Annotated in this window: 7 protein-coding genes; 2 read left to right on the plus strand and 5 right to left on the minus strand. The window is 34.4% G+C overall.

Going from position 1 to position 13,929, the window contains the following annotated elements:
• Positions 1-2: 2 nt before the first annotated feature.
• The 5 genes from H593_RS19270 to H593_RS20845 form a co-directional block, all read right to left on the minus strand.
• Positions 3-3,275, minus strand: a complete 3,273-nt coding sequence (locus tag H593_RS19270) for a T9SS type B sorting domain-containing protein (RefSeq protein WP_051229741.1) — start codon at positions 3,273-3,275, stop codon at positions 3-5.
• A complete protein-coding gene (locus H593_RS19275) occupies positions 3,223-5,853 on the minus strand; it encodes a PKD domain-containing protein (RefSeq protein ID WP_028872950.1) in 2,631 nt (876 codons plus the stop codon). The genes H593_RS19270 and H593_RS19275 overlap by 53 nt, the downstream gene beginning before the upstream one ends.
• 200 nt (positions 5,854-6,053) lie before the next feature.
• The gene (locus H593_RS0113605) at positions 6,054-6,719 is read right to left on the minus strand and encodes a helix-turn-helix domain-containing protein (protein WP_028872951.1); all 666 of its coding nucleotides are present in this window, start codon (positions 6,717-6,719) and stop codon (positions 6,054-6,056) included.
• A 3-nt stretch (positions 6,720-6,722) separates the two neighbouring features.
• The gene (locus H593_RS0113610) at positions 6,723-8,417 is read right to left on the minus strand and encodes a tetratricopeptide repeat-containing sensor histidine kinase (RefSeq protein ID WP_157588859.1); all 1,695 of its coding nucleotides are present in this window, start codon (positions 8,415-8,417) and stop codon (positions 6,723-6,725) included.
• Between the two features lie 33 nt (positions 8,418-8,450).
• Positions 8,451-8,609, minus strand: coding sequence for a hypothetical protein (locus tag H593_RS20845; protein ID WP_157588861.1), 159 nt, complete (start codon positions 8,607-8,609; stop codon positions 8,451-8,453).
• A 360-nt stretch (positions 8,610-8,969) separates the two neighbouring features.
• On the opposite strand from H593_RS20845, the gene H593_RS0113620 reads away from it, so the two are divergent.
• Entirely contained in the window at positions 8,970-9,731 is a 762-nt protein-coding gene (locus H593_RS0113620; RefSeq protein ID WP_028872953.1) for a hypothetical protein, read from the plus strand.
• A 515-nt stretch (positions 9,732-10,246) separates the two neighbouring features.
• On the plus strand, positions 10,247-13,929 hold a 3,683-nt coding region (locus H593_RS19280; protein WP_169338368.1), incomplete at its 3' end, for a M14 family zinc carboxypeptidase.

Raw genomic sequence — 13,929 nt, forward strand, 5'->3', positions numbered from 1 at the left:
AATTATTTGATAAATACAAACGCACCTTGTTTTTCAATGACATCCTCATAGAATGTACTTGCAGAAAAGGTGTAATAATAATTTCCATTCTCTGCTTCTTCGTCATTAATCTTACCATCCCAACCTCGAATATCGTCACCAGACTCAGAATAGACGAGACTTCCCCATGTATCGTATATATTAAGTTCTAATTTATCTAGACCTATATATTCAGGACCAAAAAAATCATTAAGACCATCCTCATTAGGCGTAAAAGCATCAGGCATAATAAGTTGATATCCTTTTTCAACAATGAGCGTCACTATTTTAGTGTACACACAACCAAATGGATAGGTCACTGTTTGGGTGACTACATAATTACCAACCTGTAAATAGGAATGTATAGGGTTCTCCTCTGCGGAAAAACTACCATCACCAAAATCCCATAATACACTAACATAATCTCCTGTGGCTGTATTTGTAAACTGAATAGGATCTTGAATTGCAAAAACTCCGTAATTAATAAAACCAAACGAAGAGGTATCAAAATCAGGATCTCCAAGAACAGGAGTCTCCACATTAAAACTAAAGTTAGTACTGCAGCCTAGACTATCTATAACTTCTAAGATGACTAGTCCATTTTCATCTGTCGTCATTAATTCATTGTTTGTTCCGCTTACGGTTCCGCTTGACCAGTTAAACTGGAAAGGAGGCACACCTCCACTCGCAATAGCTACAAAAATTTGGTTCACGATTTGTGCCTCACAATCCACTTCAGACTGGGTATCAACTAAAACAGCCAAAGGTTCAAATCTGTTGACCGTCCAACTACCCTCTATTTCACAACCATTAAAATCTGTAACTAATACGGTATAATTATTTGGAGGACTGTTTTCTAAATCTTCTGTTGTTTCACCATTAGACCAGATAAATGAAAACGGTGGTGTTCCACCTTCTATCAATAAGTTGATAGCACCACTATTAGTATCATCACAATCGAGCGCATTAGTAACATTAGCAGACACCTCTAATGGTAGAATATTAAATATGGTAAAACTATCCTCAATAGTACAAGGAGTGCCATCAGTTATCGTTACAGAATACGTGCCTGGAGCCAAATTATTACGTTCAACTCCTGCCGAAGCATCATCATTCCAAACGACAGTAACAGGAGCTATTCCGCCAACAAAATTAAGCACAATACTCGCATCATTCTCACCTGAGCAAGACATCTGCGTGACTACAGGATCAATCAAAAAAATGGGTGCTTCTTCAATAATTATTGGAAAGTCTCTTGAGCAATTTTCAGAATCAGTTATCGTTATGGTATATGTGCCTGCTGAAAGATTGGTTTGATTATTACCTGTTCCGAAGTTACTCCATGAAATGTCATATGGTGAAACACCTCCTGTAATATTGTTAATAGTAATTGAAGCATCGTTATCGCCATAACATTCAATTTCTGTGGTGGTAATATCTATCGTTATTTCATCATTTTGAATGATTTCAAGGTCAAGCAAATCTGTACAACCTGAATCATCGGTTACTGTGATAGTATATGTTCCCGCAATTAAGCTATCAATATTTTGGTTGACACTTGTAAATCCGCTGGGACCTATCCAAGAATAGATGTAATCTGGTCTTCCTCCAACAACGTTGATTGCAATGGCACCAGTAGACTCTCCAAAACAAAGCACATTTGTTTGAGCATCTAAAGAAACTACTAAAAGCGGTGGCTCTTCAATTAAAAAACTTTGTATAATTGGCCCACAATTATTTACATCAGTAGCTGTGATTTCATAAGTTCCAGGTCCAAGGTTTGATAAATCTTCATTAGCAGAAAATGGAAGTCCATCTAAAGTCCAACTGTAGATGTAAGCAGAGGTCCCACCCTCAACTGTAATACCTATTGTACCATCGTTAGCCCCAAAACATGAGATCGTTTGTGGGTCAAAATCTGTAACTCCAAAAACTAAAATCTCAGGTTCTGAAATCGTAAATGTTTCTGAATATGGACAACCACCATCATCCTCTATATTTAAAAGATAAGTACCTATCTCAAGATTAAAGATGTCTTCATCTGTACTAGAAAATCCATTTGGCCCAGTCCATGTGATATTATAAAGGTTTCCATTTGCGAATGGCACGCCACCAACCACTGTAATTTCAATAGACGCATTATTCGATTCAAAACAGTCATTATCTAAAGGTATTGCTGTTACTAAAATGGAAGGGTTTACAGTTACAACAACTTCAAAATCGACTCCTACACAATCACCTGATATTGGCGTTACAGTATAGGTTACTGAAGCTGGATTTATGGTTGTGTTTTCTAAAAACTGTGAAATCTCATTCACTGGAGTCATTTCTTCTGAAGCTCCAGTAATTGCTCCAACAGGATTTATTGTTGGTATTGTCCAGGTATAAGTGGTATTTAAAGGCACTACATCTCCATTGGTATTATCTGGAATAACTGTGAACGAATTGTTACTACAAATAAGCACTTCATAATTGCTAATTTCTGGGACTTGATTAATGGTAATTGCTACAATTTCAGAAACTAATTCGCCACATCCTCCATTAGAAAAGGTAATCACACAGTAATAATAAAGTAATCCAACATTTGTATTTGGTATATTTAATATGTTAGAATCTGTACCTACTGGATTTGGAGTGTCTGTATCATTAGTATTGTTAGAATACCATTGATAATTAGGAACTCCCACACCATTTGCAATAACAACCTCAAGTGAATTAACAGTGTCTCCTAAACAATATTCATCACCAATTGGCTGTGCAGCTATTGACGGTCCTTCATTAACCGTTATGGTAACCGTATTACTTGTACCATCACAATCTAGACCGTTAGGTTGACTTATTTCACAATAATAATTATAAACTCCAGCAGGTAAGGCACTATCATGATTAAAAGTACTAACATCAGCATCCGCATTGTTTGTCTCTGTTACTGGATTACTATTTAAAAACCATTGAAACTCGTAGTCTGCGTTATCAATTGTTCCATCCGTATTTATATCTATACCTCCAGATACTTGAGCTACTAATAAATTAGCAGGAATATTGGTGCAAATCGTTTGATCAACGGGTGTTATTGTAACCTCTGGATCTTCTACAACTTCAATACTAAAGATCTCACTAGACACATCTAAACACCCTAAACTCTCATCAACATCTACCGTTGCATAATAGTAATACGTCCCTGATGTATTTAAAACTCCTGGATTAAAAATTATTGCGTTTGTGCCTACTGGTATATCGGAAGCCAAATGTGTCATAAGTATTAGTAGTTCCAACTTGCGTATCAGTGCCGTCTATCACGTTATCATCTGAAAGGAACCAATTGAGCGTAATCACTCCTGCTCCTCCACTATTGGTCGTAAAACTTAATTCACCAGCATCCGCACCTGCACAAATTATTTGAGTTAAAGGTTCTTCATTACTAATAACTACATTTGGAGTTACCGTTATCGCCACTGGAATAGTAGCTATTTCGCTACAACTACCAGATCCGCTAAAACTAATGATACAAAAATAATAGAATGTTCCTAATGTATCTGTTGGTGGCTGGTAATCGGCTTGTTCCCCTTCTGGACTCGGTACAGCTTCTGTGTTTGGGTCTATTGGATCTGTATTTCCATCTGTATTATAATACCATTGATAATTAATTGTGCCTGTTGAATTACCGTTTAATGTAAATGTCAATACATCTGCACTACCATCAATACAATACGCACTTCCAACTGGCTGAGTAGCTATTGATGGCCCTTCGTTAATAGTGATTGTAAATTGAAAAGGATCACCAGGACAACTGTCTACTAAAAAAGGAGTCACAGAATAAACAACCGTGCCTGAAGTACCACTATTTAAAGTAAGAATATGGGATGGAATGTTATCTGTAGTGCCTGTAAGAATTATGCCTGAAATATTTCCAGAAGGAGAAGAACCACTCCAATCATAACTTGAATTAGGATAACTAGATTCGAAAATAATTTCTTCTGTGGAAGTTCCTGAACATATGATTTGCTCAAATACTACATTTGTTATTGAAGGTACTGGAGAAAAAATAAATTCCTCATTATCTGTGTTTGAGCCACAACTGTTGGTAACTTCCAAATTTAAAAAATAAGTATTAGGCGTATAAAAGCTGATTTCAGGTAATGGTGAATTCTCATCAGTACCATTAATAAATTCCCAGTCAGTGGGTGAAGTCCCGACGTTGATGCTCCAAATATAGGTAGCATTATTAGGACCACAATTGTCAACTGTAGCTGATGGCGTAATAATTGATGCTGTTTCACAAAAATCGTCGATACCATTTATTGTAACTTGTGGAGGTGATTTTACTATAATTTCTTGCGGCAAACTTGATGTTGTTCCACATAAATTTGTAGCCTGAAGGACTAATTCATATGTTCCTGGATTTGTAAAATCAATTTCTGGATTTACAGAATTGGAGTCTGTACCATTTATAAAATTAGCACCTCTTGATGTTCCGCAAAAACTTGCCGTATAATTGATGACCCATTCATAAGTTGGAATATCACATTGATCCATTAAGTTCGTCGTATTATTTAAAACAGTATTATAAGGTACACAACCCTCGTTATTATTGGTTGTAAATGTTGGATTTAAAGGACCTTCGATACATATTGTTTGAGAATATTCTGTAACGTCACATATATTATTATCGGCAATTAAAGTAACCGTATATGTCCCGCTGCTTGTATAAGTATGATTGACATTTTCATAAGTAGATGTTTCATAAGGAGCAGACCCATCACCAAAGTCCCAAATAAAATCTACGTCTGAAGAACAATTAAAGCCAAAACCTGGTTCTGTAATATTAATAAATTGGGTAGCTGTGTTTACACAACTTGTTTCTGGTGCTGTGAAATTTGCGTCTGGACTTATTATAATTCTTATATTTGGAACAGTAGCCGGGTTTGGATCTGGAGCGCACGCATTTCTTATCCATAACCTAGCGACAAATTCGTCAGGGCAACTCGTTTCTGTATAAGAATGTGGTTGAATCGGAAAAGGAATTGAAGCAGAAGGGTTTGAAGCATTATAATATATCGATGCTTCAAGTTCTATTTGAGAATAAAGAACTGTTGTACCATCACCATAATCTACCTCATAAGTTGTATCTGATGTATTTTCGCCCCAAGTTGAAATTACAAATTGTATATCTTCTGTTGGTGCACATAAATTTAAGGTGTCACCTGGAGTAGCTAATCCACCGGATGGGTTAGAAGCGTTTTTTACAGAATATGTAATTGTATTTGTACAACCATTATCTCCAATAGCTGTTATTTGCATATTATATGTGCCAAATCCAATATAGTTATGAGAAATTGGAAAACTGACATTACTTTGAGAATCACCATCACCCCAATTAATGTTATATGTACCAATACATGCTAGTGAAGTTGACTCATTATCTAACTCTATAAAAAATTCATCGCTTAAATCTGAATTTCCACAATTATTAAAATCGCCTGCCACACCAGGATTAGTGTCTACAAAACTAATATCAGGCCTTTCCCTTATAGTAACGGTTTGTGTATCTGTGCCAGAAAGTCCGTTAATATCAGTTACCGTAAGAGTTACATTAAAGTTTTGCGTTCCACATCCTAAGGCTTGAAAAGTGTGATTAGGGTTTTGTTGAGTAGACGTTGAACCGTCTCCAAAATCCCATGTATACTCGAATCCCCCGTCACCAGTTACAATTGATATAAAAGACACACTTTGACCAGAACAGGTATTATTATCAAAATCAAAATCTACTGTTGGAGGAGGAGCCAGTGAATTACTTGCTACTTTAATAGTATTCGAAGCAATTGCCGAACTCATTAGAATAAAAAAAGTTATTCCTAAATAAATATATTTATTATTCCTCATAACTCAATGACGTTTAATTATTTAAAGCATTTAATTTATCTATATCCGTTCGAATAAAACCTTTAGATTTCTATTTTTAATTCTTAGTAAAGCAGCAATTGAAAATCACAAAACAAGTAGTAAATACCTGATCCTGATTATTTTAATAGTTTCTATATTAACCCCAAATCTTTAGCTATTGCTACAAGATGTATGGCATTATTAGCTCTAAATTGAATACGCAATTTATTTAAGCGTTTTTCAATAGCACTTAGACTACTAGGTGAGGTATTGTTTTTTTTAAATATGTGGCTTATCTCCTCTTGTGATAAACCATTAGCCATATGTTTTATCAATTCGATATCATAATCTTCAATTTCCAAATCAGAATTAGGACTTAAAGCATGTGCTATTTGATGTGACAGGAAGGTCTTATTATTATAAACACTTTCAATAGCATCAGCCAGTTCGATTAGGCCTCTTCTCCCTTTACAGACATAGGCATTAACCTTATGTATTTGCATAAGTCTTCTCACTTTTTGTAGGCGGTCCTCAACAGAATACACGATAATTTTTAATTCAGGATAATCAGATCTAAGTTCTTTAATTAATTCCTCACCTGAACTGAGTTTTTGTTCGCGATGATCAGGCATAAAAGAGAGATCTGTAATTAATAACTGGTAAGGTTCTTTATCGAGTATGCCTCGTTTAATTTTTATATAGGCATCATCACAGTACTGGACTTGTTCAAATTTTGAAACTTTCAAAGTATCTAATACGGTTAATACCCCTTGGTTGATACTTCCTAAATCGTCTGATATTAATACTTTTGAAAACATAGTTTAAATACTCATTATGGCTTTGAAACCATTATTAATTTGAGATTCAAATATAATAGAACCATTTATTGAAGTTATACGGGATTCCGCATTTTGCAATCCATTACTCTTAAAAAGTTTACAGCCTAGTCCATTATCTTTATATTGGATGTTTATTTTACCCTTTAATTGCTCAAAACTAACAACGACTATGGTTGCCTCACTATGTTTTCGCATATTGGTCATTAATTCTTGTAATACCCTATATATAGTTGTTTTATTGAGGTCTGCAACTCCATCCCAATCCATTTTAGACGCATTAACAGTCATAACACTAACATTAGTGGTCTTGTAGCTCATGAGTAAATCCTTAATGAGTTCGTTAAAATCTTCATTAATATGAATCGCAGCATTTTCTTTAGAAATATCTCTTGTTTTGGTATAAATAAATTCTAAATGATCCAATACATCTTCATTGGCTTTGTCCTTACTTTGTAATTTGGTCATGACATGATAGACGTCATTGGCCACTTCATCATGTACTTTTTTAGAGATGCGAGATTCTGTATTATAGATCTCTTGGAGCTTTTCTTTTTTGTATCTGGATCTTATATAGATGAACGTAAAAATCGAGGATATTAAAATCAGTATCGCAGCAAATATAGCAGAGGTCGTTTGTTGTTTTTGTTTTTCACTGTCTAACTCAATTATTTTCATTTTGAGTTCATTTTCTTTTATAAGTCGTTCTTGTTTTTCTAAGCCATACTTTTTTGCTGCATAACTGTTTTGAATACTTAACTGAGAAGCATTAATACTATCCACAAGCTGTGTATAGCGCTGCACATTAGTATTGGGATTAAGCTTCATTAATAAAGATAATGATTCAAATTCTAAAGCAGCATTTCCTTTTGATTCCGCTAATAGATTGGCCTTATTTGCATACCTATTGGCTCTTACTAAGTCTCCTCTATCTTGGTAATACTCAGCTAATTTTATATAGCTTTCAAACATGCCACTCTTGAAATCAATTGACGTTCTTAATTGCAATGACTTTGTAAGACTATCAAGTCCTGCAGAACGCTTCATTTTTGACATGGTAGCACCAATATTACCCAAAGACCTCGCTATCTTTGACGTATTATTAAAGGTAAGATTAGTTTGATGCACTTTAGTGAATACCTCTAAGGCTTCTTGATAATTAGCTTGCTTATAATAAATAAGTCCAATATTGTTAAAAATAGTATTGAGATTGCTAGGATCTTGTTGTAGATTAAGTGCTGTATTATAATATTCTAGGGCACTTGGATAATCACTTAAACCGACATAAACACGACCTAAATGATTATTTAATCCTACTCTGGGCTCATTAGTAATCGCATCCTTTAATTTTAAATTATCAATTAAACCAAGTGCTGATACTGCGGTAGCTTCACTCTCTTGCAATAATCCCAGATCAAATTGAATCATTGCTACATACCTTAAATTATAAATTACATTTAAAATATCGTTTTGTTGCAAGCTCTGTTCACTGCGTTGTTTGAAAAACACATATGCATTATTGAGATCAGTGTTGTTTTTAGAAGATAAAACCAAATTACTATAATACGTCAAACTGTCTATAGGCTTCGCCTCTTGTGCATGTAAAGCATTAGGCGCATACAGCATAAAAGCACAGATAAACAAATAAAAAAAGAGGAATGAATCTTTGTGGGTCTTCATTCCTCAAAAATAGAATTATTTTTTAGCTTTCTACTATAATCCTGGCGATGGTGGTGGTGGTGGTGGTGGAATATGTTCTCCATCATCGCAACAAGCTTGAGGAGCTATTTCATCTGCTATCTGTTCGGGAGTGCAGGATGTATAGTTTGCTCCAATAAAAAGCAGTACTATTAAATACGCTAATTTTCTCATAATTTTAAAAATTTTGCAAAAGAATGGCTGTCTGAGGAATCTCAGGTTATGTTGAAGCCTACGCTTTCAGATTAATATTTCAGTTATTTCGGGAAGGAGGAAATTGTAAAGCAACAGCTAATCAATGCTTCCCATTTTTTAATGCTTAGCATATTACTTTACGGATCTCCGTATTGATCAATTTTATACTTTAGTTATTTTAGCAATGCACAACTACAATTGATTCCGAAGCAAATAAAAGAAGAATTGCTTGGTGAAGATGGTAAGCAGTAAGAAAGTATATGGTAAATATTAAGAAATAAAATTCCAACAGTTTTCCAACAAAATACTTTAACTTAAAAAACAAAAACCTAATACACAATGCATAAAAGAATAGTGATTGAAGCTTTTCAAAAAGCAAAAGAAAATGAAGAGATAAAGGGAATTAAAGACCCTTCAAATAATTATTTATCTAAGATTTTATCAGAATACATCTTAGAAGAAATGAAATCTCCTTTTGGTGAAAGAAGTTTAAAAAATTACTATAATCAAGCATTAGACACTGAGAGACCAAGTGAGGATATTCATATATCACAACTAAATGTCGTCATTGGTTTATGCAGATATTTAGGATATAAAAATTATGAAGATTATATTTTAAATCAAAATACAAATTATAGCGATGCTGAAGATTTAGAATCTACAGTAGTAACTAAACCCAAAAACAAAAAATCATTTACTTGGTTTAGTGATTTTTTAACTAAAAACAAACTATTATCTGTTGCTTTATCAATACTAATTTTAGCAATTATAGCCATAATTTCAGTTTATATATTAAATGATCAGACAAGATGGATGGTATGGCAAGAAGATCATTATGTCGAGGTTGACTTTGATACAGAAAAATATCAATTACATCAACTCAAAATATTTAAGGAAGAACGAATAACACTATTTAAAAAAGTGTCACCTATATGCGAGGAAACAAAATTCTTTAATGAAGATAGTAGTGTTACTATATGGTATGGAAAGGATAAAAATAAAGAGTTAGAGTATTTCACTGCTCTTGGATTGCATCCAGAAACAGGAAAAACACTTAAACCTATTACTGCATATATGATTAATAAATATATCTGTGATTAACTTGAAATGGTCATTTAAAGTATTTATGCTCCGTCTATCACTTTAAAAATAAAATAAAGTGATTTTATGATTATTTATTCTTCATTTGAATACGCTATTTTAACAAAAACTGAACACGTTTTGGAACACGATTAAGAATACATAAAAAATTTAAATAACAAATTATCAATTATTTAAAAAATATAAAAACGGTTTTTTCTAAAATTCACAACCCAGAGGTCACAGGATTATATCCTGTTCTCGATAAGATTTAAAAAACTCTAAACAACTCGTATTAGTTTTTTTTACGTCTCACTATATAGTTCTCCTACATATTCCATATTGAGCTTATTTTCTCAAATTTTTAACAAATAACACAAAGTACTGATTTACAAGTACTTATACAATATTTGCGTTTGTTAAACTCATAAAAAATGTATTTCATCGGTTTTTTTCGCGCTTTATAGATAAAAAATCCAAATAAATTAATATATTGCGCTCCGATTATGAATATAAATTTATTAAACCTCAAACGAATGGGAAAAATTACCAACTTACTTGTTCTTCTATTATTAGTAGTTCAAACTACTTTTGCGCAAGACAAACAATCGCGTATTAAAATTAACAACCCTAGTCAACGCAATGTTAACACTATAGCTTCTCTTGGTATTGATTTAAGTTGTGGTTCAAAACATGAAGGCGAAGACCTCATCATTGAATTATCTGAAACAGAAATCAATAGTTTAAGAGAAAACAATATTTCTTTTAATATCGAGATTGACGACGTTACTCAGTTTTACGTGGATAGAGCTTCTAGAGATTTACCGAAAGCAAAGGCACAACTTAATGCCGCCAAAGCTAGTGCTCTAAACTTTTCTCAACGCTCAATTTCTAGTGTGTTACAAGATAACATCATTCAATATAATGGATGTGATGAAATTGATTTCGTGGAGCCTCAAAATTTCAACTTAGGGTCAATGTCTGGATGTTTAACATTTCAAGAGATGAAAAACGAATTAGATGATATGCGTACCTTCTCTCAAAGTAACGGTTTAGATATTGTATCAGTTAAAGCAAATGCGTCTTCTAAAGGGCAGCAAACTTGGGGAAATCCAAGTAATAATTTCACAAATCAACAAAATAACGGGCCTGCAACCTATTCTGGAGAAGGCACAACGCGTTGGAATCCTGAAACCGTCTGGTATGTCCGAATTACGGGTAATGAAAGCACATCATCGGAAGGTTCAAAACCCCAAATGTTATTTACCTCAATGATTCATTCAAGAGAAGTAAGTGCATTAATGAACAACATTTATTTTATGTGGTACATTATAGAAAACTATGATACGGACCCTGCAATTAAAGAATTAGTAGATCATAATGAACTATACTTTGTTCCTGTAGTAAATCCTGACGGATTGCGTTGGAACGAAACCTTAAATCCAAATGGTGGAGGTTCTCAAAGAAAAAACTTAAGACCAAATACTGGTGGTACTGGATATAACAGAGGTGTTGATTTAAATAGGAATTTTGATTATTTCTGGAATTATAATAACATAGGATCTTCAGGAAATGCTTCTGGAGGAACATATAGAGGTCCATCACCAGAATCTGAACCAGAAACTCAAATTATGGTCGATTTCATAACCAGTAGAAACATCCAATCTGCAGTTTGGAATCACTCGTATGCGAACTCTGTTCCTCATCCTTATGGTGGCGTTCCAAGTTTAAGTTCTGGTCGTGAAGATGAATATTACAAATGGCATGAAGAAATGACTCGATATAATAGATATTTATATGGAGCTACTATTTTTTATGAATCAAATGGTCTTCCAGATGATTGGATGATGGGTGGAAATCCAGATAATAATGGATCAACTGGTTCTGGTCAAGCTATCATTGCGACAACACCTGAGCATGGCGGACAAGGTTTTTGGCCAACACCGTCAACCATTGTACCCATCGCAAAACAATCCATGAGAATTTCTTTAGGTACTGCTTATTATGGTGGTAAATATGCTAAACTACATGATTTAACGCAAAGTAATATAACGAGTACCACTGCTAATTTAGATTTTGGCATTGAACGTATTGGTCAAACGGCAAGTGACTTTACAGTGACTGTGACTCCAATATCTGCTAATATTAATAGTATCACATCGCCTTCAACAGAAACAGGAATGGCGGTTCTAACTCAAAGAACAGTGACAGCTGCTTTGAGTCTAAACCCTAGTATTAGTGCTAACGAAAAAATTGAATACAATGTCAAACTATCAAATGGTGATGGCATATTATATGAAGCGAACTATGAAAAGTTCTATCAGCCAACTGCAACCGTAAATCCTTTATTTGATCACAACCCAGATACTAATGGTTTAACCGGTTGGACTCAGTCTGGTGGTTGGATTAATACAACTTCAGATTCTTATTCTGGGACAAATTCAATAAGTACAGGAACCTATTCAAATAATTCAAACAAAACGCTAACCACAACGAACAGCTTTGATTTTTCAAATTCAAGCGAGGTCATTGTTCAATTTTATACAAAATGGGATATCGAAAGAAATTATGACTTTGTTGAAATCTTAGGCTCTCCAGATGGTGGTACAAATTGGATATCTCTCTGCGGAAATTACACAAAACCAAATGCCACTAGCGCAACGACAGGTCATGATAATAAAAGTAGTGCATATTCAAATTTCCAGGCTAATAGTTCTGGACAGATATATGATGGAGATCGATTAGATAATTGGGTTATGGAAGAAATTGTTATTGATAACTCCTACTCTAGTTTACTAAATTCTAATGATGTTAAAATTCGATTTAACTTTAGAACAGATGCTTTAAACGTTAATGAAAATTATACAACAACGAGTGATGGTTTCTTTATTGACGATTTCAAAATAATTAGTATTCAAATCCCTTGTCAAACGACAGTTCCTACAAATGTAAGTGTTTCAAACATCACAACACTTACAGCACAAGTAGACTGGGACGAAGTTACTTCTGCTACCTATGATATGAGATATAGAGAAACAGGATCTGGAGCAGCAGGTTGGACTACAATCACAGATCTTGCAACAAGTAGTTATTTAATTACAGGACTGCTACCTTCAACAGGTTACGATGTTCGTGTAAGAACGAGATGTGATACAAATACATCTGGCTACGCCGTAATTACTAATTTCACTACCGCTTCTCCAGTACCATGTACAGGGAACTCCGTCTCAGCCTACCCTTATTCTGAAGATTTCGAATTAAATTTAGGCTTGTGGTCTCAAACAAATGATGATGATATCGACTGGACTAGAGATAGCGGAGGAACACCTTCAGCGAATACTGGTCCTAGTACCGGTGATGGTGATACATTTTATATGTATACTGAAGCTACAGGTGCCGCAGGTTTTCCAAGTAAAATAGCAAATTTTGTTAGCCCTTGCTTTGATCTTACTGGAAAAGATAATATTCAATTCACCTACAGCTACCATATGTTTGGACAATTCATTGGTTCACTTCGATTACAAGTGAGCACCGATAATGGCGCCTCTTACCAAACGCTTGATGAATACACTACTGACCTTGGTGATATATGGAATCAAAATACAGTAGATTTAAGTGCATATAAGAACCAAACTATAAAACTTAGGTTCAATGCGATTACAGGTTCTGATGCAACAAATGGATGGAATTCTGATATTGCCATTGATAATATTAACATCACTGCCGACGATGCTGGTTCAGCTCCGCCAAACGCAGTATGCCAAAATATAAATATCCAATTAGATAATTCTGGAAATGCAACAATTGTTGCTACTGATGTAGACGGTGGATCAACAGATGATGTTGCTATCACAAACTATGAGATAGATATCGATACATTTGACTGTTCTAATGTTGGCACTCCTGTAGATGTGACACTAACAGTTACAGATGCAAATAATCAAATAGATTCTTGTATCGCCAGTGTTACCGTTACACTACAAGCTGAGCCTACAGCAACGAATTGCTGGGATGATTACCAATTCAGCACCACATCTTGTACTTGGGAAAATATAGGAACTCAAGATACCGAGCCTACAGCGACGAACTGTTGGGATGATTACCAATTCAACACCACATCTTGTACTTGGGAAAATATAGGAACTCAAGATACCGAGCCTACAGCGACGAACTGTTGGGATGATTACCAATTCAACACAACCTCTTGTACTTGGGAAAA

The organism is Psychroserpens burtonensis DSM 12212 (genome assembly GCF_000425305.1).
GTDB lineage: Bacteria > Bacteroidota > Bacteroidia > Flavobacteriales > Flavobacteriaceae > Psychroserpens > Psychroserpens burtonensis.

What these genes read in the sequence shown, in the direction of transcription:
- H593_RS0113620 (WP_028872953.1), top strand. Translation starts at nt 8,970, where the DNA reads ATGCATAAAAGAATAGTGATTGAAGCTTTTCAAAAAGCAAAAGAAAAT.
- H593_RS0113610 (WP_157588859.1), bottom strand. Translation starts at nt 8,417, where the DNA reads ATGAAGACCCACAAAGATTCATTCCTCTTTTTTTATTTGTTTATCTGT.
- H593_RS0113605 (WP_028872951.1), bottom strand. Translation starts at nt 6,719, where the DNA reads ATGTTTTCAAAAGTATTAATATCAGACGATTTAGGAAGTATCAACCAA.
- H593_RS19275 (WP_028872950.1), bottom strand. Translation starts at nt 5,853, where the DNA reads ATGAGTTCGGCAATTGCTTCGAATACTATTAAAGTAGCAAGTAATTCA.
- H593_RS19270 (WP_051229741.1), bottom strand. Translation starts at nt 3,275, where the DNA reads ATGACACATTTGGCTTCCGATATACCAGTAGGCACAAACGCAATAATT.
- H593_RS20845 (WP_157588861.1), bottom strand. Translation starts at nt 8,609, where the DNA reads ATGAGAAAATTAGCGTATTTAATAGTACTGCTTTTTATTGGAGCAAAC.